Origin of the sequence: Pseudonocardia xinjiangensis, from assembly GCF_012911925.1 — a bacterium.
In the GTDB taxonomy this organism is placed as follows: domain Bacteria; phylum Actinomycetota; class Actinomycetes; order Mycobacteriales; family Pseudonocardiaceae; genus Pseudonocardia; species Pseudonocardia xinjiangensis.
Genome location: NZ_JAAXKY010000061.1, coordinates 1 through 23,073 on the forward strand (window position 1 = coordinate 1; position 23,073 = coordinate 23,073).

A 23,073-nucleotide genomic window follows, 5' to 3' on the forward strand; every position below is an offset into this window, starting at 1 on the left:
CCCGCGATGCCCGCCGCCGCGCGGAGCGTGAGCAGTGGATGCGGCGCCGCCGCCTGGAACGTCAGCTGCACGACGGTGCCGCGCTGCGGATCTCCGCGCTAACGCTGCAGCTCGGCCTGTTCCGGCACAAGGTGCCCGACGCCGAACCCGACCTGCACGCCTCCATCGAGAGCCTCCAGGACGAGCTGCACGCCGTGCTGCAGGAGCTGCGCGACGTGGCCGCCAAGATCTACCCGCCGCTGCTCGACGAGGCCGGGCTCGGCCCGGCCCTGCGCGAGGTGGCCGATCGGATGGAGACCCCGGTGCGGGTCGACGCACCCGCGGACCGGTTCGGCCCGGCCGCGGAGGGTGCCGCGTACTTCGCCGTGGTCGACTGCCTCGCCGCCGTCGACGCTGCCGCCGCCCAAACCGGCGCCGCAGCGCCTCCCGTCGCGGTGCTGGTGCGGCGCTCGGCCGACGAGCCCGATGGGGCCGTGCTGACCGTGCACCTGACCGGGGCGGACGTCCGGCACGCCGAGTCGATGCTCGACCAGGTGCGCCGCCTCGGCGGGACCATCGATGTCGCCGGCGGCCCGGGCCCCGGCACGATTACAGCGAGGATTCCATGCGAGTAGCGCTGGCCGAGGACGGTGCCCTGTTCCGCGAGGGTCTGCTGATGCTGCTCCAGGCGGCGGGGCACGAGGTGGTCGGGTCCACGGCCGACGGTGACTCGCTGGTGGAACTGCTGTCGTCGCAGCCGGCCGACGTCGCGATCCTGGACATCCGGATGCCACCCGAGCCCGACGGCGGGCTGGTGACGGCCGAGCGGTTGCGTGCCCTGCACCCGGACATGGGGCTGCTGTTCCTGTCGCACTACGCCGAGTCGCACTACCTGATGCGCATCCTGCAGATCGGCACCGACTCCATCGGCTACCGGCTGAAGGAGAAGGTCGGCAGCGTCGACGTCCTGAGCGACACGCTCACCCGGATCGAGGCCGGTGAGATCGTCATCGAGCCGGTGCTGGCGAAGCGGCTGGTCGAACGGCCTCGTGGCGACAAGAAGGGGGTCATCGCCACCCTGTCGGAGCGTGAGCTCGACGTGCTGCGGCTGATGGCCGAGGGCCGGTCCAACAACGGCATTGCCGCGCAGCTGTTCGTCACGCCCAAGGCCGTGGAGAAGCACATCGCGAACATCTTCGGGAAGCTCAACCTGCACGCCGACACGGCCGAGCACCACCGCCGGGTGCTCGCCGTCCTGACGTACCTCCGATCGCAGCGCGACGGGGAATGAGGGTTGGCCGCTGTCCCCCAGCCGCATAGCGTGACCTGCGAGTACCCGGATCCGATCCGGGTGGGACCGATGGTGCGCGATGAACCGGACGATCGTGGCGAGGGCGTTGCGGGCACTGCTGGTGGCCTGCGGCGTCGCAGTCCTGCTCCTGGTTCTGGTCGACGTCGTCGCGCCGGTGCTCGGGTTGGGCGGCGTCGGTTCGGGCCCCGCGGTGCTGCTGCCGTTCCTGGCCGTGGCCGGCTGCGCCGTCTGCCTCGGGGTCGCGCTGCCCGTCGTCGACACCGCCGTGGGACGGCTCACCCACCACCGTGAGGTGACGCCGTACTCGGCGCTCGCGGCGGCTGCCGCCCGCATCCGGGCAGGCTCGCTCGAGGAGGCGCTGCCGGGGCTGGCCCAGGTGCTGGCCGACGGCACCGGCGCGGCCCGGGCCGTGGTGTGGCTCGCGGTCGGTGACCGCCTCGTCGTCGCGGCGGAGTACCCCGCCGGCGCACCGGCGGAGACGGCCCGGACGGTGCCGAACCTGGCGGTCCTGCTCGCCCGGCCGGACACCGACCACGTCGTCCCGGTGCTCGACGGGACCACGCTGCGGGCGGCGCTGGCGATCGGGAAGCCCGGGGCGCCGATCACCCCGGCCGACCAGCTGCTCGTGCAGGACGTGGCGAACGGTGCGGCGCTGCTGCTGCGCGGCGTCGCGCAGAACGCCGAGCTGGCCGAGCGGGTCCGCCGCGCCGACGATCTCGCCGCGCAGCTGCAGGCCTCACGGCAGCGGCTCGCCCGGGCCCGCGAGGTCGAGCGCAGGCGGCTGGTGCTGGAGCTCGCGCACGTCACGGGAGACCGGGTGGCTGCGCTGCACGCCGAGGTCGCCGCCGCCAGAGCCGGTCTCGTCGAGGTCTGGCCGGAGGACGCCCGGTCGGCCCAGGAGGCGCTGGCGCGGGCCAGGGTGGGGCTCGACGAGCTGCTGGACCGCTTCCGGGTGATCGCCCGCGGTGTCTACCCGGCGGTGCTGCGTGACCAGGGCCCCGCCGCTGCGCTCGAGGAGGTCGCCGCCGACCTGCCGCGACCCGTGCGGCTCACCGGGAGCCTCGGTGGGCGCCTGGACTGGGAGATCGAGTCCGGGCTGTACTACGTGGCTGCCTCGGCCATGCAGGCGCTGGCCGCCGGCCCGGCGGAGCGGGAGCTCGTGGTCGGCCTGGGCCGGGCCGACGGACGCGCGACGGTGCACATCGACGACCCGGCGCCCGCGGTCACCGCGCAGGACGTCCGCACCGCCCTCGCGGACGACGTCGAGCGGCTCGTCGCGCTGGGCGGCGAACTGGACCTGGTGGGCCCGGACGACGGTGCCGCGGGCCTGCTCGGCCTGCGCGCGTGGCTGCCCGACCGGATCGAGCCGGCCGTCGACGCCGGAGCAGGCGCGGAGCGAAGGACGTTGTGAGCAGCCCCGCCGTGCTCGACCAGGCCGCCGTCCGCGACGACACGGCCGCCGGGGCGCGGCGCGGCGGTCTGTTCGTGGTCGCGGGGTACGCCGTGCTGCTCGTGGTGGTCACGGTGCTGTCGCTCGGGTGGCTCGTGGTGGGTGCGGTGGTCGGTGCGGCGGCCCACCTCCCGTCCGTCGCCGCCGGGCTGGGCGCCGCCGCTGCCGGCGGCAGCCGGTGGGCGCGGGGGGTGCTGGAGGCGATCCCGCGCAGCGAGCCGTTCGGCCAGGCCGTCCTCGACTACGCCTTCAGCCTGCTCAGCATCGGGGTCGCGGTCGGCCTGCTGGTCCGCCGCCGCGGCAGCCGGCCCGCCCGGCTGCTGGTGCTCGCCCTGGTGGGCTCGGCGGGGGCGTTCAACCTGCAGGCCCACGCCGCGGACACCGCGGTCCAGGTGGCGAGCGGGCTGGCCGTCGGCGGGCTGCACCAGGTGGTGCTGCACGGCATCGCCTGCGCGGCCTACATCCTCGCCCTGCTGATGTTCCCCCCGGACCAGCGCGCGGCCGGACCGGGCGGGCTCGCCCGCGCGGTGCTGGTCGCTGCGGGGGTGGGCACGCTGGTGCTCGTCGGGTTCGGCACCGCGCTGCTCCCGCACACCACGAGCTGCGTGTTGTTCTTCGGCTTCCTCGTGCCGCTCGCCGGGCTGGTGACGCTGCCCCGCCGGATCCGCCACGGCACCACCGCCGCGGCCCGTGCCCAGGCCCGCATGCTGTTCAGCGTGCTCGCGGCGGCCATGGCCGTGGCGGTCGTGCTGGCGATCATCACCGTGGTGCTGTGGTCGATCGGGTTCGCCGGGCTCGGCATCGTCGATCCGACGGCGCACGCGGGACCGCCGGAGGCGGACGAGCCGACGGCCCTGCTGTTCTGGTTCGCCCGGCTGGCGAGCATCGCGATCGCCGCCGCGGTCTTCCTCGCGACCGGGGGCGCCCGGGGGTGGACCGCCGAAGGGCTGTTCAGCAGGGGTCTCGTCGCGGCGCTCGTCGCCGCCCTGGTCGGTGGCGGGTACGTCGTGGTGCGCACGGTCCTCGAGCAGCTGGTCGACGACGGGGACCCGGCCGGGGCGTTCAGCGCGGCCACCCTCGCGGTCGTTCCTGCGGCACTGGCCTTCCTGCCGGTCTACGTGCGTGTCGAGCGGTTCGTCGACCGGCTGCTGTACGGCGCCCGGCCCACGCCGTACAGCGTGCTCGCCGGGATCGCCGCCCTGTCCCGCGCCACCACCGGTGACGCGCCGGACCTGGCGCGGGTCGCGGAGGCCGTCGGGCGTGGGCTCGGAGCCACCACGTGCCGGCTGACGGTGGTACGGCCGGAGCTGCACGACCGCGCCTACACCTGGGTCGAGCCCGGGGCGCAGCCGTCGGACGCGCTCGCCGAGGTCGCGGTCCGGCACGGGAGCGAACGCATCGGCACGATCGCGGTCGACCACGCGGCGGTCGCCGGTCTGCAGGGGCAACGCCGGCACCTGCTGGAGGACATCGCCGACAGCCTCGGTGCAGTCTTCCAGGCGAGCCGTTCGGGGATCGAGCTCGAACGGCAGCTGCGGGCCGCGCTGGCGCACGCCGGGGAGATCGCCGAGTCCCGGCGGGCCGTCGTCGCCGAGATGGACGGGGAGCGCAGGCGGATCGAGCGCGACCTGCACGACGGCGCTCAGCACCACCTGGTCTCGTTGCGGCTGACCCTCGGCCTGGTGGAGCACCAGGTGTCCACGGGGCAGTTCGACCAGGCGCGGGGCCGGCTGGAGCAGGTCGCGGAGCAGATCGACACGGCCGAGTCGATCCTGGCAGAGACGGCGACCGGGGTGTCGTCACCGCTGCTGGCGGAGCAGGGACTGGTCGGGGCCCTGCGCACGGAGCTGCGCGGCGGGCATCCGCCGGTCACCCTCGACTGCGACGGCGTAGCCGCCGATGCCGCCATCCCGGCCGACGTCCAGGCGGCCGTCTTCTTCTGCTGCCTGGAGGCGGTGAACAACGCGCGCAAGCACGCGGGCGGCGCCGCGATCGGGGTGTGGCTCGTCACGGAGGACGGCCGGGTGCGGTTCGCCGTGCACGACGAGGGCCCCGGCTGGGACCTGTCCGCCGGTGCGGGCTCACCCGGCCGCGGCATGCGCAACCTGACGGCCCGCATCGCCGCGGTGGGCGGCCGGATCGAGGTCCGCTCGGAGCCGGGCGAGGGGACGGTCGTGGCGGGCTCGGCCCCGTTGCCGCGCCCGGCGGAGGAACCGGAGGCCGACGGGGCGGCGCCGGGCCGGCCCGGCCCCGCCGTCGCTGCCGCGGCGCCCGGCCTCTCGCTGATCGACCAGGTGCGCGACGCGCTGCGCACCGCGCGGGAGCTCTACCACGGCACCTGCTGGGCCGACCCGTTGCGCGCCCTCGCGCAGCGCCTCGACGAGCCGCTGCGGGTGGGAGTGGCGGGGCCGGCGGGCGCCGACGTGCCGGCGCTGGTCGAGGCCCTGCGGTCGGCGGCGGGCCGCGCCGGCGCCCCGGCGCTCGACGTGACGCTCGTCGACATGTCGGTCCCGCACTCCGGGCCCGACGATGCGCTCGTCCCGGTCGCCGAGGCGTTCGTCCTGCTGCTGGGGCCGCCCGGGAACCCGGAACCCGTGGCCGGCCTGCCGGCCCCGCTCCGTCCCGCGCTCGCGATCGGGGTGCCGGTGGACGCGGCGGCCGGCCTGGCGCACCGGCCCGACACCGGCACGCCCTGCCACGTGGTGACACCGGTGGCTCCGTGCCCCGACGTGCCGCACCTGCTCGGGTTGATCGCCGCGAGGTTCGCCCTCCGTGCCGAGTCCCTCAAGGCCCGCGCCGCGCTGCTCGCGCTGGAGAGCATGGTGCGTGCCGACCCGCCGCCCGTCGACGGCCGGGCTCTCGTCTACCGGCTCGACCGCATCCGGTCCGGGGCGCACGAGCTCACCGAGATCGATCTGGTCGACGCTCTGCGCTCCGGCGAGCTCGACCTGCCCGACGGGGAGCGTGAGGTGGCCGAGCGACTGCTCGGCGCGCAGGGCGCCGACCCCCGCGCCCGGCTCGCGCTCGCCCCGGCCGCCGGGCCGCGGGAGGTCGCCCGGGCGGCGGGGGCGCAGCTCGTCCGCTGGCAGGGAGTGGCCGCGCACCCGATGTCGGGCAAGGACCTCCGGGACGTGGCGGCCGTGCTCGTGCAGACCTGTGAGCAGCTGCTCGCCCGGGCCGGGCTCCACGGCGGCCGGGCCGGGGCACCGCACTGACCAGCTGTGCCGTCCCTACCTCCGACGTCATTGATCGGCCAGGCTCGGGCCGTAAGTGTCTCCCGGTGTGGAGATCGCCGTCGTCGTCATCCTTCTCGGCACCGGCCTGGTCAACGGGCTCCCGGTCGCGGGCGTCGCCGGGGCCGGGTGGCTGCGCCGGCTGTACGGCGTGCCGATCGCGGACCCCGACCTGCTGGTGCTGATGCGGCACCGCGCTGCGCTGCTCGGGCTGCTCGGCGCCGCACTCGTGGCCGCGGTGTTCGTCCCGGCGTTGCGGGTGCCCGCCATGATCGCCGGACTGGTGAGCATGCTCGCGTTCGTCGGCCTCGCCAGGGGAGCGGCCGGGCGGAAGGTGCGGACCACGGCGCTCGTGGACGTCGGGCTGTCCGGCGCGCTAGCCGTGGCGCTGGTCCTGCAGCTGCTGGCGCCGTCGCCGCTCGGGTGAGCCCGCCGCCTGTCACGTTCGGGCTCCCCACCTCGTCCGATGGACGAGCCGCCACGCGGCGGGGGAGGGGGAGGGATGACCGAGACACGGCAACAGCCCGCCGGGCCGGAGGCCGGAGCGGGGGCGCGGCGCTTCGTGGCCGGCGTGGTCCTGTTCGTGGCGGTGGGGATGTTCGGGGCGGGGGTCTGGTGCTGGGTGGACCCGGCGTCGTTCGCCGCGTTCACCAACTGGCCCAACCACGAGCACTTCCTGCACGACGCCGGCGTGTTCCAGATGGGCATCGGGGTGATGCTGGTGGGGGCGCTGTGGTGGCGGGACGTGATCGCCGTCGTGCTGGTGGGGGCGGTGTTCACCAACGCGCTCCACGCGCTCAACCACGCGCTCGACCTCGACATGGGCGGCCGCGGGACCGACCCCTGGTTCATCGGAGCCGTCGCGCTGCTCGCCCTCGCCGCGCTCGTCGTGAGGCTGCGCATGCGGGCGCGGTGACGGTGTGCGGTGATCCTCAGGCCGGGTCGGCGTCCAGCTGCTCGATCGCCCACAGGGCCCACTCGTGCACGGCCTGGTACTGGCGCAGCCCGAACTCGGCGGCCAGCTGCCCGAAGCCCTCGGGACCGGTGAAGGACCCTCCCGCGTGCGCGGCCCGGACCTCGCGCAGCTCGGCGGCGCCCGCGGCGGTGTTCTCCGCGATGTGCGCGAGCACGACGCGGGCGTCGCCGGGGTCGAGCGCCGAGAGGAGGAACATCCGGAGCACCTCCTCGTTGCGCACCTTTCCGCTCTGCTGCGGCGGACGGAGCAGCCAGGAGCGCAGCTCCTCGCGCCCGGCGGCCGTGACCGCGTAGGTGCGGCTGCCACGGGCGCCCTCGGCGGTCACCTCCACCAGGCCGCGCTCGGCCAGGCGGTTCAGCTCCGGGTAGATGCTGGTGTGGCCCGCGTGCCAGGCCCACCGGCCGAGGGACTCCTCGAACGACTTCGTGAGCGCGTAGCCGCTGGCCGGCTCGACGGCGAGCAGTCCGAGGAGCGCGTGGGACAGGGACATGCGGCTCACCCTACCTTCCGATACTGACATGTCGTTCTTGACATGTCGTGGCGCTGGGTGCAGAGTCGGAACCGTCCACGACGTGAGGGGAAACCACGATGACCACCGGAACCGCACCGCTGTACCTGACCGGGCACATGGCCCCGGTCCCCGACGAGATCGAGTCCTACGAGTTGCCGATGACGGGCGCCCTGCCGCCGGAGCTCACCGGCCGCTACCTGCGCAACGGCCCCAACCCGCTACCGGGGCAGGACCCGGGGCACTGGTTCGCCGGCCACGGGATGCTGCACGGCGTGCGGCTGCGCGAGGGGCGCGCCGAGTGGTACCGCAACCGCTGGGTGCGCACGAGCGCGCTGGCCGGCAAGCCCTTCATCGCCGAGGACGGCACCATCGACCGCGCGGCCGTCGTCGCCAACACGCACGTCATCGAGCACGCGGGCCGGCTTCTGGCCCTGGTCGAGAGCGGGTTCCCGCACGAGGTCACGGGGGAGCTCGAGACCGTGGGCCCCGTCGACTTCGACGGAAAGCTCACCACCGCGATGACCGCGCACCCGAAGGCCGACCCGGCCACCGGCGAGCTGCACTTCTTCGGCTACGGCTTCACACCGCCGTATGTCACCTACCACCGGCTCTCGGCCGACGGGCAGCTCGTGGCGAGCGCGCCGATCGACGTGCCCGGTCCGACGATGATGCACGACTTCGCGATCACCGAGCACCACGCGGTGTTCCTCGACCTGCCCATGACGTTCCAGCTGCGTCCGCGGATGCCCTACGCCTGGAGCGACGAGTACGGCGCCCGGCTGGGTGTCATGCCGCTCGACCGGCCCGGCGAGGTGCGCTGGTTCGAGATCGACCCCTGCTACGTCTTCCACGTCGGCAACGCCCACGAGGACGCGGCCGGCCGGATCGTCCTGGACCTGGCCCGCTACAGCCGGGACGGGATCCACACCATCTGGGAGAGCATCGGCAGCCCGGCCCACCCCGCGGGACCGGGTGCCGCCGCCGCTGTCACCGGCCTCGCGCGGATGCACCGGTTCACCCTGGACCCCGCCACCGGCACGGCGAGCGCGGTGGAGCTCGACGACCGGGGCATCGAGTTCCCCACGGTCGACGACCACCGCGTCGGGCGCAGCTCCCGCTACCTCTACGCCGTGGCCGACACCGGGCGGAGCAGCGCCATCGTGCGGTTCGACGGGCAGCTGGGCGCGACGGCGGCGCACGAGCTCGGACCGGACATGGTCGCGGGCGAGGCCGTGTTCGTGCCCGCCGCCGACCCGGACCGCGCGGAGGACGACGGCTGGCTGCTCTCGATCACCACCCGCCGCGACGGGGGTGCCTCGCAGCTGCTCGTCCTCGACGCGACGGACGTGGCGGGCGAGCCCGTCGCCGCCGTCACCCTGCCGCGCGGGGTGCCCGCGGGTTTCCACGGGTCGTGGATCGCCGACTGACGCTCAGTCCTGGGTCACCATGACCTTGACCGAGGCCTCGGCGTCGGCCTGGGTGCGGAACGCCTGCTCGACCTCTTCGAGCGGCAGCCGGTGGGTGATCAGCGGCTGCATCCGCACCCGGCCCTGAGCGAGCAGCGAGATCGCGTCGCGGAAGTCCTCCGAGGTGACGTTCGCGCTGCCCCGCAACGTGATCTCCCGCTGCACCGCCGCCATCGCGTCGAACTCCGTGAGGCGGTGGTACAGCGCCACGAGCACGATGGTGCCGCGGGGCCGGACGAGCTCCACCGCGGTGGCCACCAGCGGTGCCGCCCCGCTCGCCTCCACCACGAGCGGCACCTCGCGCTCACCGAGGTGGTGGTGCAGTGCGGCGCGGAGCGCATCGGTGCCGCCGGCCCCGTCCACCGTGGTGATGCCGAGCCGGGCGCCGATCTCGCGGCGCAGCGGGGAGAGGTCCACCCCGATGACGGGGGCGGCTCCTGCCGCCAGCAGGATCTGCGCGACCTGGAGCCCGATCGTGCCGAGCCCCAGCACCACCGCGGGCTCGCCGGGCCGGGCCTGAGCCTGGCGGACCGCGTGCGCCGCCACCGCCGTCGGCTCGATCAGCGCGCCGTCGGTGAACTCGGCGTTGTCCGGGAGCCGGTGCACGTTCCCGCCGAGCACGGCGTCGGGGATGCGCAGCCGCTCCGCGAACGCGCCGGGCAGGCCGAAGGCGATGCTGCGGGTGGTCCACACCTCGCACAGGTGCGGGGCGCCGCCGAGGCAGCGCCGGCAGCGTCCGCACGGCTGGATGGGCAGGCTGGTGAGCCGGTCGCCCACCGCGATGCCCTCGACCTCACGCCCGACGTCGAGCACGGCTCCGGCGAACTCGTGGCCCATGATCTGCCCGTCGCGGGCGTGCGCGCCCGACCGGAAGCTGTGCAGGTCCGACCCGCAGACCCCGCACGCGCGCACGTCGAGCACGACGTCACGGGGGCCGGCGACCGGGTCGGGCACCTCCTCGACCGGCATCCGCCCAGCACCCCTGAACACCCCGGCGAGCATGTCGGCCCCCTTGTGGTCGCTTCCGCCCGGGATGCTAGGCCGCGGGCCGGACGCCGGGCGCCCCGTGCGCGAATCGGCAGGAAGCGGTGCACGCAGAGCCAGGGGAGAGGCGTGTTCGGGATCAGCCGGGGCGGCGGGTGAGCTCGTTGCGCAAGTCGACGATCAACCCGTGCGGGCGAGCTCGTCCAGCTCGCGGGGGTCGGCGACCGCCTTGTCGGCGAGTCCGATGTAGCGGTCGAGTGCGGTGACGGGCGGTGTGGTCACACCGAACCCTAAGCGCGCGCTCCACCGTGACGATCACCCTCCGAGGGCTCCCCTCACAAGGGGACGTACAGGCAGAACGGGTGCCCGGCGGGATCGAGGCACACCCGCACGTCGTCCTGGGGCTGGTGCTCGGCGACCACGGCCCCTGCCGCCACGGCGTGGGAACACGCCGCGTCCAGGTCGTCGACCGCGATGTCGAGGTGCGCCAGCATCAGCTGCTCGCCCGGGCGGGCCGGCCACGCCGGCCGCACATAGGCGGACTCGGTCTGGAACGAGAGACCCGCGCCTGCGCCGGGTGCGCGCAGCGTCACCCAGTGCTGCTCGTCGGTCCCCACCTCCCACCCGAGTAGTCGCTGGTAGAACGCGGCGAGCGCCCGGGCGTCGGGGGCGTCGAGCACGGTGGCGGTCAGGGTCATCCGTGGCGGTGTACCGGGCATGGCGGACATCATCGTTGCCCTGGGGGTGTTGAACACGCCCCTGTGGTGGGTCAGTCTGGCGGGAGCCGGTGATCGGGCGCATCGCCGGCCCACGCAACGATGCGAGGAGAGGGGCCGGGTTATGGCTGCCTTGTCGGACGAGTCGATGCCGGACGGGTCCGGGCCGGCCGGGCCGCTCGGGACCGAGCGCTGGCGGGTGGGTGGCGGACACCGGAGCAGCGCGCAGTGGCAGGCCGAGTGGGAGGACGTCCTCGCGGCCACGCACGTGGCGTTCGACGTGCGGTTCCCCGACGACAGGGACGGCGCGGGGTTCGCCGGCAGCGTCGAGCGGCGCCGGCTGGGGCAGCTGCACCTGGTCGACTGCGTGTGCACGCCCTTCGCCGGGCGGCGCAGCACAGCGGTGATGGGTGACCCGGCCGAGGGGTGGATCGGGCTGCAGCTGGTGCTGCGCGGCGCGGAGCGGGTGACGAGGTCGCGGACGCAGCAGCACGTGCTGGCCGCCGGCGCCGTCGGCATGTGGGACGGGGCGCGCGCCGTGGGGGTGGAGGTCGTCGAACCGCTCACGAAGCGCACGCTGATCTTCCCGCGGGAGCTGGTGCACGCGGTCAGCCCGCGCTTCGCCGACGTCGAGGCGCTGCCCTGGCTCGCCGACCGGCCGGGCACCCGGCTGCTCGTGCGCTACGTCAACGCGCTGGCCGACGAGCTGCCCGAGCTCGACGAGCGCACCGCCGCCGCGGCCGGGGACGTCGTGCTGGAACTGCTGCGCGCGGTGGTGGAGCCGGAGCTCCCGCAGGCCCGCGCGGCCCGCCGCGAGGCGCTGCGCGCCCGGGCCCGCCGGTACGTGCGGGCGCACCTCACCGACCCCGCGCTCGGCCCCGAGACGATCGCCAGGGCCCTGTCGGTGTCGCTGCGCACCCTGCACGCCGTGTTCGAGGACACTGAGGAGTCGGTGGCGGCGCTGGTGCGGCGCGCCCGCCTGGCCCGCTGCCGCGAGGACCTCGCCGAACCGTCCGCGGGCTCCATCACCGAGATCGCGTTCCGCTGGGGCTTCTCCGACGCCACCCACTTCTCGCACGCGTTCAAGCGCGAGTACGGGATGGCGCCGCGTGACGTCCGGCGGGCGGCGACCGGCGCGACCCGCCCCCCTGCGCGCATCGGCAAGTAATCCGGCGCGCAGCCGATGGCCTGACCCGGTGCCCGGGACCCACGCTTCCTCCTCGTAACCGCGGAGTCGGGAACCGCCGGAACTCGACGAGGAGTGTGGGCGATGCGTTGGCGATCACGGCCGTCCTGGGGCGGCGCTGCGGTGTGCGCCGTTCTCTGCGCGGTACTGCTGGCGGCGTGCGGGGCGGTGGGGGCGAACACGCGGGGCGCGACCGACGCGACCACGAGCGTCCGCGTGCTGGACCCCTACGGCGGTGACCTGGCGGCGGAGGGCACGCCCAAGACCGGCGGGAACCTGATCATCGGCAACGACCGGGAGATCGTCAGCTTCGACCCGGCCCGGCAGAACGGCAACGTCGTCGCCCAGGCGATCTACGACCTGCTGTTCCGGATCGGTCCGGACGGCACGGTGCAGCCGTGGATGGCGTCGTCGATCAACAGCGGCGACAACGGCCTGACCTGGCGGCTCGGCCTCCGCGACGGCGTCACGTTCTCCGACGGCACGCCGCTCGACGCGAACGCGGTGATCGTCAACACCCAGCGGCACATCGACAAGCCGACGTCCCCGGCCCACGCGTACGCCGACACGATCGCCTCGATGCGGGCCGTCGACCCGCTGACCGTCGAGTTCACGCTCAAGCAGCCGCTCGGCGACTTCCCCGTGTTCTTCGCGCAGGCGTTCAACGCGGGCTCACTCGGCATGATCGTCTCGCCTGCCGCGCTGGCGCAGTACGGCGACGACATCGCGAACCACCCGGTCGGCGCCGGACCGTTCGTGATGGACAGCTGGGTCCGCGACAACAAGATGACCCTGAAGAAGAACCCGAACTACTGGAAGGCCGGGCAGCCCTACCTGGACTCGATCGAGTTCCGGCCGCTGCCCGACACCGAGACCCGCTACTCGACGATGCAGAACGGCGACGTCGACATGATCTACGGCGGGTACAACAACGAGCTGGTGCGCGCGTTCGGCAACCCGAACCTGAAGGTCTACTACGGCCCCGGCAACGGCGGGTTCTTCTTCTACTTCAACTTCCAGCAGAAGCCGTTCGACGACCGCCGCATGCGGGAGGCGGTGGTCCGGGCGATCGACCTGAACGCGCTCGGCGCGAGCCAGTACATGGGCCAGCTGATCGGCGCCGACGGGCTCTTCCAGGACGACAGCCCGTACCACAACCCGGAGTCCTCGGCCGCCTGGCCGAAGTACGACCCGGAGAAGGCCAAGCAGCTCGTGCAGGAGTACGTCGCCTCCGGCGGCACGGCGTCCTTCTCCTTCAGCACCAGCCGCAGCGAGGTCTCGCTCGGCGAGTTCGTGCAGGCCCAGATGGCTGCGGTCGGCATCACCGTGGACCTGAAGTTCTACGACCTGGCCGAGTTCACCTCGCGGGTGATCCAGAGCGGTGACTTCAACCTGATCAGCTGGGTCAACACGTTCGACTACCCGTACCCCGGTGCCGCCCGCCTGCTCCGCTCGGACGGCAACGTCAACTACGGGAAGTACGCGAATCCCGAGGTCGACCGCCTGCTCGACGAGGCGGGCGCCACCACCGACGCCGCGCAGCGGGCGAAGGACTACCAGCAGGTGGAGCTGCTCTCCAACCAGGACATCGCGGTGGCGTGGCTCAGCCGCAGCTACCTCTCGACGATCACGAAACCCGACGTCAAGGGCATCGACCGGTACCTGTCGCGCGACCTGTTCTACGGGTCGCTGTGGCTGGACCGGTGACGCCCGGCCGCGGGCCCGCAGGGGAGAGGACCGGATGGTGAACGCGCGTGGGTGACTCCGACGGCGTGCTCGACGTGCGCATGCCGAGGCTGTCGGAGTCGATGTCCGAGGGCACGATCGTCCGCTGGCTGCACGCCTCGGGTGCGGCGGTCGAGCGCGGCGACGAGCTCGCGGAGATCGAGACCGACAAGGCGACGGTGAGCTTCGAGGCCGATGCCGGTGGGGTGCTCGAGATCCTGGCCGAGGAAGGCGCGACCCTTCCGGTCGGTGCGGTCATCGCCCGGGTCGGTGGGTCGCCCGCAGCGGATACCGGGCCCCCGGTCGCCGCGGGCCTGGTTGCCGATCCGCCTCCCGCGGCCCCGGCTCCCGCGCCTTCGGCCCCCGCGCCTCCGGTCTCCGTGGACCCGCCCGCTGCGGCCACCGCCCCGGCGCGCCGGGCGAACCGGGTGCCGACCTCGCCGCTGGCGCGTCGCCGGGCGAAGGAGCTCGGTGTCGACCTCGCCGGGGTGCGGGGGACCGGTCCCGGCGGCCGGATCGTGCGCGCGGACATCGAGGCGGCGGCCGCGGCCACCGCGGCCGCTGCGGCCCCGGCGGCCGCACTCAACGGTTCCGCGCCTGCCGGCGGGAGCGGCCCCGACCTGCGCGGAGGGGTCACGCTCGTCGAGCTGTCGCGGGCCCGGCGGCTGACGGCCGACCGGATGGCCGAGTCGGCCGCCACGGTGCCCTCGTTCCCGCTCACCGCAGAGGTGGACATGACCCGGGCGCTGGAGCTGCGCTCCGGGATCGCCGACCTCGGGGACGCCACCGCCGTCCCGACCGTCACCGACCTCGTGGTGGCGGCCAGCGGCCGGGCGCTGTGGGAGCACCCGCGGGTCAACGCGTCCTACCGCGAGGGCACGGTCGCGATGTTCGAGCGCGTGAACATCGGCGTCGCCGTGGACACGCCCGAGGCGCTGCTGGTGCCCACGGTCACCGACGCCGACCGCCGGTCGCTCACCTCGATCGCGGTCCGCACGCGCGAGCTGGCCGAGCTGGCTCGCAGCGGCCGGATCGGCCCCGCCGACCTGGAGGGCGCCACGTTCACGGTGTCCAACCTCGGCATGTTCGGGGTCACCGTCTTCGAGGCCGTGATCAACCCGCCGCAGGCGGCGATCCTCGCCGTCGGGGCGCTGCGCAGGCTGCCCCGCGAGATCGACGGCGAGGTGCAGTTCCGTCCGGTCCTCACCCTCACCCTGACCAGCGACCACCGCGTGCTCGACGGGGCGGAGTCGGCGCGGTTCCTGCGCCGCCTCGTCGAGCTGCTGGAACGGCCGCTCGCCCTGCTGCTCGACCACCCGACGACGAGTGAGGAGCGTGCATGAGCGTCGACATCCTGGGCGCCTACTGGACCACGGCAGGACCGGTCGAGATCCGGACCGGCCGCGAGTGGAGCCTGTTCGACTGGCCGGACCGGTGCGCCGAGGCGAAGCGCGTCGGCATGAGCGGTCTCGGCCTCTGGCACACCGACCTCGAGCACCTGCTGGAGCGCTACACCCTGGCCGAGATCAAGCAGATCTTCGACGACAACGGGTTGGTGCATCTGGAGCTGGAGTTCCTCAACGACTGGTTCGTCCCGCGGGGCGACGAGAAGCGCGCGGCGTCCGACGGCCAGCGCGACCTGCTGTTCGACGCCGCCGCCGCGCTCGACGCCCATCACATCAAGATCGGCAACCTGCAGCGGACGCCGGCGACGATCGACCGGCTCACCGAGGCGTTCGGCGAGCTGTGCGCCGACGCGGCGGACCGCCACGCCGCTCCGCTGACCTACGAGCTGATGCCCTTCGACGTCAACGCGGCCTCGCTGGAGGCGGTGCTGCAGATCGTGGGTGGGGCCGGGGCACCCAACGGCGGCATCGCGATCGACACGTGGCACCTGGGCAAGATGGCGATCTCCCCGGACGACCTGCGGGCGATCCCGCGCCACCTGCTCACGTACGTGGAGCTCAGCGACGGCATGCAGGAGAACATGCCCGACCACACGCACGAGACCACGCGTTTCCGCCGGCTGCCCGGCGAGGGCGAGTTCGACATCCCCGGCTACGTCCGGGCGCTGGCCGACCTCGGCTACGCCGGCCCATGGGGTGTCGAGGTGCTGTCCGACGCACTGCGCGCCCTGCCGCTGCCGGAGATGTTCCGGCGGACGGTCGAGACCTCCACTGCCCAGATCGAGAAGGGACTGAAGGCATGAGCGGTGCGAACGGCATCCCGGCGGAACGGCTCGTCGAGCTGTACTCGCAGATGGTGCGCATCCGGGAGTTCGAGGAGCGGGTGAAGCGGACGTTCGCCGAGCACCCCGGGGTGATCCGCGGGCACACGCACCTCGCCGACGGCGCCGAGGCGTCCATCGTGGGTTCCGTGGGCGCGATCCGCGACGGTGACCAGGTGTTCGCCACCTACCGCTGCCACGGCTACCCGATCGCCCTGGGCAGCGACACCGCCGCGATGATGGCCGAGATCTACGGGCGCGCGGGTGGCATCTGCAAGGGCTACGGGGGGTCGATGCACCTTGCCGACCCCGCGCGCGGCTTCCTGGGCACGTCCGGGATCGTCGGGCAGAACATCCCCCAGGGCACCGGCGCCGCCTACGCGGCCCAGCTGCGCGGCCGCGGCGAGGTGGTGCTCACGTTCTTCGGCGACGGCGCGTCCAAGCAGGGGGCGTTCCACGAGTCGCTGAACATCGCCGCGGTGTGGAAGCTGCCGGTGGTCTTCATCATGGAGAACAACAGCTTCTCCGCGACGGTGCGCACCGAGCAGGAGGACGCCAACGCCGCGGCGGGCGAGCCGCTGTCGATGAAGGCGAAGGCCTACAGCATCCCCGGCGTGACGGTGGACGGCTCCGACCCGCTGGCCGTGCACGAGGCCGTCGCGACCGCGGTGGACCGGGCCCGCGCGGGGGAGGGCCCCACGCTGATCGAGTCGCTCGTCTACCGCCTGTCCGCGCACGGCAACTCGATCGCCCCGCCCGGGGTGCCGCTGCACTACCCGGAGCACGAGGCCATCTCCAAGTACGGCGCGGTGGAGGAGTACGAGGCCGCCAAGCGCGGCGACCCGATCCCGCGGTTCCGGGCGCACCTCGTCGAGACCGGTGCGCTCACCGCCGAGCGGGCGGCCGAGATCGCCCAGGCGGCTCAGGCGGAGATGCAGCACGCCGTCGACTTCGGGCTGGAGAGCCCGTTCCCCGAGCCCCACGAGGCGCTCACCTACGTCTACGCCTGAGGGAGCCCGACATGACGAACGAGACGACCCGCGAGATTCCCTACATCGCCGCGATCAACGAGGCGATCCACCAGGAGATGGCCCGCGACGAGGACGTCGTGTTCTTCGGCCAGAGCGTCGGCAACAACCCCGAGGACCCGTTCGTGAAGGCCTTCGGGGACGGCCGCGTGCGTGTCACCCCGATCTCCGAGACCGCCGAGATCGGCATGGCGGCGGGCGCCGCGCTCGCCGGCAAGCGGCCGGTCGTCGACTGCACGATGGCCGAGTTCCTGCTCGTGGCCATGGACCAGGTCGTCAACGAGGCGAACCGGTTCCACTACATGTCCGGGGGCCAGGTGAAGGCGCCGCTCGTGCTGAAGGCGGGCTACGGCTTCACCGCCGGCTGGGCCGGGCAGCACACCGGCTCCATCTACGGGATGTTCATGGGCATCCCCGGTCTCAAGGTGGCCCTGCCGTCCACGCCTGCCGACGCCAAGGGGCTGATGGCCACGGCGATCCGCGACGACAACCCGGTGCTGTTCCTGCACCACTACCTGCTGACCCTGGAGAAGGGCCCGGTGCCGGAGGGCGAGCACCTGGTGCCGTTCGGGCAGGCGGTCGTCCGTCGCGAGGGCGCCGACGTCACGCTCGTGGCCACCGGGTGGACCGTCGGCCACGCCCTGGGCGCGGCCGAGCAGCTTGCCGCCGAGGGGGTGAGCGCCGAGGTCATCGACCCTCGCACGATCGCTCCGCTGGACACCGCCACGGTGCTGACGTCGGTGGCGAAGACCGGCCGGCTCGTGCTCGTCGACCAGGCCACCCGGCACTCGTCGGTGTCGGCAGTGATCGCCGCCGAGGTGGCCGAGCACGGGTTCTCGTCGCTGCGGGCGCCGATCGTGCAGGTCACGGCACTGGACGCGTCGATCCCGTACTCGAAGCCGATGGAGGACTTCATCCTCCCGGACACCGGCAAGATCGTCGCCGCCGTCCGGCAGGTGCTCGGCGCGGGAGTCGTGGCCTGACGTGAGTGGAACGACCGGTCCCGATCAGCCCAGCCCGGATCAGCTCAGGGACGCCCTGCGCCTCATGTGGCGGATCCGGGCCATGGAGGAACGTGTCGGGCAGCTCAAGCGGGCCGGGGAGGTGCACGGCCTGATCCACCTGTCCGTCGGGCAGGAGGGCGTGGCCGCCGCCGTCTGCGGTCAGCTGCGCGACGACGACGCCGTCTACAGCGGGCACCGCGCCCACGGGCACACCCTCGCCAAGGGTGCCCCGCTGCCGGCCCTGCTCGCGGAGCTGATGGGACGGGTCGGCGGGCTGTGCAAGGGGCTCGGCGGCTCGATGCACCTCGTGGACGTCGAGCACGGGATGCTCGGGGCCACCGGCGTGGTCGGGGGCAACATCCCGATGGCGCTGGGCAGCGCGCTCGCCGCCCGGATGCGGGGCGGCGACGCGGTCGCCGTGGTGTTCTTCGGCGACGGCGCGGTGCAGGCAGGCCAGTTCAACGAGTCGATCAACATCGCGACGCTGTGGAAGCTGCCGGTGGTGTTCGTGTGCGAGAACAACGGCTTCGCCGAGTTCAGCCCGCGCTCGGCACACACGAACGTCGAGCGGGTGAGCGACGTCGTCGCCCCGTACGACCTGCCGCGCGAGACCGTGGACGGCAACGAGTTCGCCGCCGTCCGGTCGGTGTTCGGGCGGATGCTCGCCGGCGTCCGGGCGGGGGAGGGGCCTGCGCTGCTGGAGTGCCTCACCCACCGGCTGCGCGGGCACTACGAGGGCGACCCCGACCGCTACCGCGAGGCCGTCTCGAAGGCGGAGTGGCAGGAGAAGGACCCGATCCTGCGGCTGCAGCGCCAGGGCGCCGCGGACGGCTGGCTGGCCGATGGCGACCCTGCGGAGTTCGAAGCGGCGGCGCGGACCGAGGTGGACGAGGCCGTGGAGGCGGCGCGGCGCAGCCCGTTCCCCGACGAGGCGCTGGCGGCGTCGCTGGTGCGGGCCGGAGGAAAGTCATGAGTGAGACGCACGAGACGACCTACGCGGCGGCCGTCGCCGGCGCGATCGGCGACGCCATGCGCGTCGACCCCACCGTGTTCGTGATCGGGGAGGACGTCACGGCGGGCGGGCCGTTCACGACGACGGCCGGGCTCGTCGACGAGTTCGGCACCGAGCGCGTGCTCGACACCCCCATCAGCGAGGCCGCGATCTGCGGGATCGCCGTCGGGGCGGCGCAGTCCGGCCTGCGGCCGGTGCTGGAGATCATGTACATCGACTTCATCACCCTCGCGCTGGACCAACTGGTCAACCAGGCGGCGAAGGCGCACTTCATGTCGGGCGGCCAGCTGACCGTCCCGATGGTGCTGCGCACGCAGGGCGGCGCGGGGCACCGGTCGGGGGCGCAGCACTCGCAGAGCATGGAGAGCTGGCTGACCCACGTGCCGGGCCTGACGGTCGTGATGCCCAGCCGGGCCGTCGACGCTGCCGGGCTCCTGGCCAGCGCGATCGCCGACCCCGGGCCCGTCGTGGTGGTCGAGAACAAGACGCTGTACTTCCGCAAGGAGACCGTGCCCGCCTGTATCGAGCCGGTCCCGATCGGCAAGGCGGCGATCCTGCGTCCCGGCCGTGACGTCACCGTCGTCGCGCTGTCGCGGCTGGTGCACGAGGCACTCGCGGCGGCCGAGACGCTCGCTGCCGAGGGCATCGAGGTGGAGGTGATCGACCCGCGCACGCTCGTCCCGCTCGACCTGGAGACGATCCTGGAGTCGGTCCGGCGCACCAACCGGCTGGTCGTGGCGCACGAGGCGGTGCAGCACGGCGGCTTCGGTGCCGAGATCGCCGCGGCCGTCCAGCATGCGGGCTTCGACGACCTCGACGCGCCGATCGAGCGCGTCGGCGCGCCGTTCCAGCCGATCCCGGTCAGCCCGCACCTGGAGGACGCGTACCTGCCGGGTGCGGCCGAGGTGCGAGCCGCCGTGCTCGCGACGCTCGGCCGCAGTGACCCCGGTGCGGATCTCACGTCGCACTGATCACCTGACCCGTCCATTTCTGGCTGATCGCCGCGTACGTGCCGTCGTTCTGCGCGATGTTCAGCCACTCGTCGACCCATTGCTGCATGACCGGATCGCTCTGCGGGATCAGATAGGCCTTCTGCTCGAACGTGAAGGGATGGTCAAGGCTCTCCCCGCAGAGCTGTGGGTTCGCCTTCGTCTGCCACCGCACCTCACTGGCGTCCGTGATCATCACGTCTGCCTTGTTGTCGAGGAGCTGGCTGAAGATGGTGTTGTTGTCCGGGAAGTCCACGACCGTGGCGTGATGGATGTTCGCCTTGTCGAAATCGGCGTTGGTGCCATCCGGGTTCACGACGACGCGCACTCCGGGCTGGTCGATCCTGGCCAATGTCGGATACTTCGAGCGGTCGGCGCAGCGGACGATGGCCGCCTTGCCGTCGCGCAGGTAGGGGGCGCTGTAGAGCGCGTGCTGCGCGCGATCGAGGGTGACGCTGATACCCCCCATCGCCATGTCGCACTTCGTGCCGAGGTCGCCCAGCATGGTGCCCCACGTCGTCGGGACGAGGTCCAGCTTGACGCCCAGGCGCTGGGCCATGTTCTGGGCCATCTCGATGTCGATCCCGCTCCACTGCCCCTGCGGATCGCGATAGGTGAACGGGCGGTAGTCCCCGGTGCTGCAGACCCGGACGGTGCCCTGCTTGACGATGTCGTTCAGGTTCGGCGCTTGTGCGGGCGCCGCGGCCGACGCCGTCGAACCACACGCTGCGGCCAGCGTCGCAACGACTGCGGCCGTCACGGCAAAGGCGCACCTACCCCACGGACTTTTCATGAGATCGATACCTAGCAGTCCGTGCGCCGGCGGCTGGAACAACAACTGCGCAATTCGGGCCGCCCGGCGGCGTCGACGCCCTCAACTGGGGGATTGGCCCGGCTATGACGCCGCTCACTGTTCCACTCAGTGGTCCAACGGGTGGGCACGGTGTCCGTGCTGGACCGGAACGCCCTGGATGTGCCGTGGAGTGCCGTCGGGGTGTGTCGCGCCACTCCGGACCGGAGGGGAACGCGACCGGACCCTAAAATAACTAGCATTGCGAACTAGAAGCGGGCGTTCTCAGCTTCCTGCTCTCCGACGTCCTCCAAGGAGTTCCTGCAGTGACCAGTGTGGTCCCCTCCGGCACGAAGGGGATCGGCTTCCGCTCGGAGCGCGGGCCGGTCCTCCTCGCGGTGATGCTCGGCACCGGTCTCGTGGCGCTGGACAGCACGATCATCGCCACGGCCGTCCCGTCCATCGTGACCGACCTCGGGGGCTTCGAACAGTTCCCCTGGCTGTTCTCGATCTACCTCCTCACCCAGGCGGTGACCGTCCCGCTCTACGGCAAGTTCGCGGACGTCCTGGGCCGCAAGCCGGTGATGCTCTGGGGCATCGCGGTGTTCCTGCTCGGCTCGGTGCTCTGCGGCGCGGCATGGAGCATGCCCGTCCTGATCATCTCCCGGGCCATCCAGGGGATCGGGGCGGGAGCCGTCCAGCCGATCAGCATGACGATCGTCGGCGACCAGTACACGGTGGAGGAACGCGGCAAGGTCCAGGGCTACCTCGCCACCGTGTGGGCCATGGCGTCGGTGATCGGGCCGACCCTCGGCGGGGTCTTCGCCGAGTACCTCTCGTGGCGGTGGATCTTCTACGTCAACGTCCCCGTCGGCGCGATCGCCGTGGTGGTGCTGGTCCTCAAGTTCACCGAGACGGTCGAGCGGCGCAAGCGCCGCATCGACTACCTGGGCGCCGCCTTGCTCACCCTCGGCTGCTCGCTGCTGATCCTCGGGCTGCTCGAAGGTGGCGTGGCCTGGGGATGGGGCTCGGTGCAGGGCGTCCTGATCTTCGCCATCAGCGCCGCGATGCTGATCGCCTTCGTGTTCGTCGAGCGGCGGGCCGTCGAGCCCGTGGTGCCGCTGTGGGTGTTCAGCAAGCGCACGCTGGTGGGCGGAAACCTGGCGTCGCTCGTCATCGGGGCTCTGCTGATCGGGATGAGCTCCTACCTGCCCACCTTCGCCGAAGGCGTACTGGGAACCGGCGCGCTCGTCGCCGGCCTGACGCTCGGGGCGATGACCGTCGGGTGGCCCCTCTCGGCGTCCCAGGCCGGGCGCATCTACATGCGGCTCGGCTTCCGGGACACCGCACTCATCGGGAGCGTCTTCGTCGTCATCGGGGCGCTGCTGATCGCCCTGCTGCCGATCGGGGCGACGGTGTGGGAGGCCGCGGGCGCGGCCTTCGTGCTCGGTGTCGGTCTGGGCCTCGCGTCGGTCCCCACCCTGGTCGCCGTGCAGTCGACGGTCGGCTGGAACCGGCGTGGAGTGGTGACCGGCACCAACATGTTCAACCGCTCGATGGGCAGCGCCATCGGCGTGGCTGTCCTCGGGGCGATCGCCAACGCCACGCTCGCGAACCGCTTCGCGCACCCGCCGGCCGCGGTGGCCGGGCACCTGCCACCGAGCGCCGACGCCACCAGCCTCGTGCTGGGCGGGCACCTCGACCCGGCCTCGCCGGTCGACGCGTTCGTCCGCAGCGCCCTCTACGACGCCACGCACAACGTGTTCCTGGTGATGTTCGTGATCAGCGTCGTCATCGTGGGGGCCGTGCTGCTGATGCCGCGCAAGACCACGGAGCTGACCTTCCCCGAGGACGCTCAGGCGCGGGCGGCGTCGCCCAGCATCCCGACGGCCTGACGGCACAGCCACCGCTCGGCCTCGTCGTAGCTCCACCCGCAGTCCGCGACGAGGGTGCGCCAGGCGGTGATCCCGAAGCAGAACCAGAGGCGGTCGGCTGCCGCGTCCACGCCCAGGCCGGGAGCGAGCAGCCCCCGGGTGTGGAGGTGCTCGGCGACGCGGCGGAGGGTGTCCCGGTAGTAGTCCGTGGACCGGTGCCAGATCTCCTCGGCGATGTCGCTGCCCGCCATCGACGAGAACATGATCTGGATGGTCTCGTGGTGCGCCTCGTTGCCCGTGCGCGTGCCGCGGGCCAGCGCTCGCATGGCCGCGTCGAGATCCTCGCTCCGCAGCACCTCGGCGAGGGTCTCCTGCGCGCCCGCGTTCTGGACGGCGTCGGTCAGCAGCTCCGTGAGGATGTCGGCCTTCGTGCCCGCGCTCGCGTACACCGTCTTGACGGCGATGCCAGCGTGCCTGGCGATGTCGGCCACGGTGACGCGGGCGTAGCCCTGTGCCGCGAAGAGATCGCGGGCGCCGCGCAGGATGTCGCGGCGCGTGTCGGCCGCGTCGCTCTCCCGGCGCGGCGAGCGGTAGGAGCGCGTCGAAGCCAT

At 73.0% G+C, this 23,073-nt stretch carries 21 protein-coding genes; 16 read left to right on the forward strand and 5 right to left on the reverse strand.

The window, feature by feature from the left end; translation table 11 throughout:
• The 6 genes from HF577_RS18985 to HF577_RS19010 form a co-directional block, all read left to right on the forward strand.
• The coding region (locus HF577_RS18985; protein ID WP_169397235.1) for a sensor histidine kinase at positions 1–614 on the forward strand (614 nt) is incomplete at its 5' end.
• The gene (locus HF577_RS18990) at positions 605–1,270 is read left to right on the forward strand and encodes a response regulator transcription factor (protein WP_169397236.1); all 666 of its coding nucleotides are present in this window, start codon (positions 605–607) and stop codon (positions 1,268–1,270) included. The genes HF577_RS18985 and HF577_RS18990, both read left to right, overlap by 10 nt.
• 79 nt (positions 1,271–1,349) lie before the next feature.
• On the forward strand, positions 1,350–2,702 hold the full coding sequence (locus tag HF577_RS18995; RefSeq protein WP_169397237.1) for a hypothetical protein: 1,353 nt from the start codon (positions 1,350–1,352) through the stop codon (positions 2,700–2,702).
• Positions 2,699–5,956: a sensor histidine kinase gene (locus tag HF577_RS39775; RefSeq protein ID WP_169397238.1), complete on the forward strand. Its 3,258-nt coding sequence runs from the start codon at positions 2,699–2,701 to the stop codon at positions 5,954–5,956. The genes HF577_RS18995 and HF577_RS39775 overlap by 4 nt, the downstream gene beginning before the upstream one ends.
• A gap of 55 nt (positions 5,957–6,011) precedes the next feature.
• Positions 6,012–6,401, forward strand: coding sequence for a phosphopantetheine adenylyltransferase (locus tag HF577_RS19005; RefSeq protein WP_169397239.1), 390 nt, complete (start codon positions 6,012–6,014; stop codon positions 6,399–6,401).
• A 75-nt stretch (positions 6,402–6,476) separates the two neighbouring features.
• On the forward strand, positions 6,477–6,890 hold the full coding sequence (locus HF577_RS19010) for a hypothetical protein (RefSeq protein WP_211174496.1): 414 nt from the start codon (positions 6,477–6,479) through the stop codon (positions 6,888–6,890).
• A gap of 16 nt (positions 6,891–6,906) precedes the next feature.
• Here HF577_RS19010 and HF577_RS19015 read toward each other — a convergent pair whose 3' ends face one another.
• Positions 6,907–7,440, reverse strand: a complete 534-nt coding sequence (locus tag HF577_RS19015) for a PadR family transcriptional regulator (RefSeq protein ID WP_169397240.1) — start codon at positions 7,438–7,440, stop codon at positions 6,907–6,909.
• Positions 7,441–7,538: 98 nt separating this feature from the next.
• Here HF577_RS19015 and HF577_RS19020 point away from each other — a divergent pair, with 98 nt between their 5' ends.
• Complete coding sequence (locus HF577_RS19020; RefSeq protein ID WP_169397241.1) at positions 7,539–8,888, forward strand: carotenoid oxygenase family protein; 1,350 nt, start codon at positions 7,539–7,541, stop codon at positions 8,886–8,888.
• A gap of 3 nt (positions 8,889–8,891) precedes the next feature.
• Here the strand turns inward: HF577_RS19020 and HF577_RS19025 are convergent, their stop codons facing one another.
• Positions 8,892–9,917 carry a zinc-dependent alcohol dehydrogenase gene (locus HF577_RS19025; protein WP_169397242.1) on the reverse strand — a complete coding sequence of 342 codons (1,026 nt, stop codon included), beginning with the start codon at positions 9,915–9,917 and terminating at the stop codon, positions 8,892–8,894.
• A 329-nt stretch (positions 9,918–10,246) separates the two neighbouring features.
• Positions 10,247–10,609, reverse strand: a complete 363-nt coding sequence (locus tag HF577_RS19030; RefSeq protein WP_169397243.1) for a VOC family protein — start codon at positions 10,607–10,609, stop codon at positions 10,247–10,249.
• Positions 10,610–10,751: 142 nt separating this feature from the next.
• On the opposite strand from HF577_RS19030, the gene HF577_RS19035 reads away from it, so the two are divergent.
• The 8 genes from HF577_RS19035 to HF577_RS19070 all read left to right on the forward strand — a co-directional run bounded on the left by HF577_RS19035 (position 10,752) and on the right by HF577_RS19070 (position 19,780).
• The gene (locus tag HF577_RS19035) at positions 10,752–11,795 is read left to right on the forward strand and encodes a helix-turn-helix domain-containing protein (RefSeq protein ID WP_169397244.1); all 1,044 of its coding nucleotides are present in this window, start codon (positions 10,752–10,754) and stop codon (positions 11,793–11,795) included.
• Between the two features lie 102 nt (positions 11,796–11,897).
• Positions 11,898–13,520, forward strand: a complete 1,623-nt coding sequence (locus HF577_RS19040) for an ABC transporter substrate-binding protein (protein ID WP_169397245.1) — start codon at positions 11,898–11,900, stop codon at positions 13,518–13,520.
• A 47-nt stretch (positions 13,521–13,567) separates the two neighbouring features.
• Entirely contained in the window at positions 13,568–14,881 is a 1,314-nt protein-coding gene (locus HF577_RS19045) for a dihydrolipoamide acetyltransferase family protein (protein ID WP_211174497.1), read from the forward strand.
• On the forward strand, positions 14,878–15,747 hold the full coding sequence (locus HF577_RS19050) for a sugar phosphate isomerase/epimerase family protein (RefSeq protein ID WP_169397246.1): 870 nt from the start codon (positions 14,878–14,880) through the stop codon (positions 15,745–15,747). The genes HF577_RS19045 and HF577_RS19050 overlap by 4 nt, the downstream gene beginning before the upstream one ends.
• Positions 15,744–16,775, forward strand: coding sequence for a thiamine pyrophosphate-dependent dehydrogenase E1 component subunit alpha (locus HF577_RS19055; RefSeq protein ID WP_169397247.1), 1,032 nt, complete (start codon positions 15,744–15,746; stop codon positions 16,773–16,775). The genes HF577_RS19050 and HF577_RS19055 overlap by 4 nt, the downstream gene beginning before the upstream one ends.
• A gap of 11 nt (positions 16,776–16,786) precedes the next feature.
• On the forward strand, positions 16,787–17,776 hold the full coding sequence (locus tag HF577_RS19060; RefSeq protein WP_169397248.1) for an alpha-ketoacid dehydrogenase subunit beta: 990 nt from the start codon (positions 16,787–16,789) through the stop codon (positions 17,774–17,776).
• A 1-nt stretch (position 17,777) separates the two neighbouring features.
• Positions 17,778–18,770 carry a thiamine pyrophosphate-dependent dehydrogenase E1 component subunit alpha gene (locus tag HF577_RS19065; protein ID WP_169397249.1) on the forward strand — a complete coding sequence of 331 codons (993 nt, stop codon included), beginning with the start codon at positions 17,778–17,780 and terminating at the stop codon, positions 18,768–18,770.
• On the forward strand, positions 18,767–19,780 hold the full coding sequence (locus HF577_RS19070; protein ID WP_169397250.1) for an alpha-ketoacid dehydrogenase subunit beta: 1,014 nt from the start codon (positions 18,767–18,769) through the stop codon (positions 19,778–19,780). Before HF577_RS19065 ends, HF577_RS19070 begins: the two co-directional genes overlap by 4 nt.
• Here HF577_RS19070 and HF577_RS19075 read toward each other — a convergent pair.
• Positions 19,767–20,558, reverse strand: a complete 792-nt coding sequence (locus HF577_RS19075) for a transporter substrate-binding domain-containing protein (protein WP_312859230.1) — start codon at positions 20,556–20,558, stop codon at positions 19,767–19,769. The genes HF577_RS19070 and HF577_RS19075 overlap by 14 nt on opposite strands.
• A gap of 356 nt (positions 20,559–20,914) precedes the next feature.
• Between HF577_RS19075 and HF577_RS19080 the strand changes: the two genes are divergently transcribed.
• The gene (locus HF577_RS19080; RefSeq protein ID WP_312859231.1) at positions 20,915–22,483 is read left to right on the forward strand and encodes an MDR family MFS transporter; all 1,569 of its coding nucleotides are present in this window, start codon (positions 20,915–20,917) and stop codon (positions 22,481–22,483) included.
• Here HF577_RS19080 and HF577_RS19085 read toward each other — a convergent pair.
• The gene (locus tag HF577_RS19085; RefSeq protein ID WP_169397251.1) at positions 22,444–23,073 is read right to left on the reverse strand and encodes a TetR/AcrR family transcriptional regulator; all 630 of its coding nucleotides are present in this window, start codon (positions 23,071–23,073) and stop codon (positions 22,444–22,446) included. The genes HF577_RS19080 and HF577_RS19085 overlap by 40 nt on opposite strands.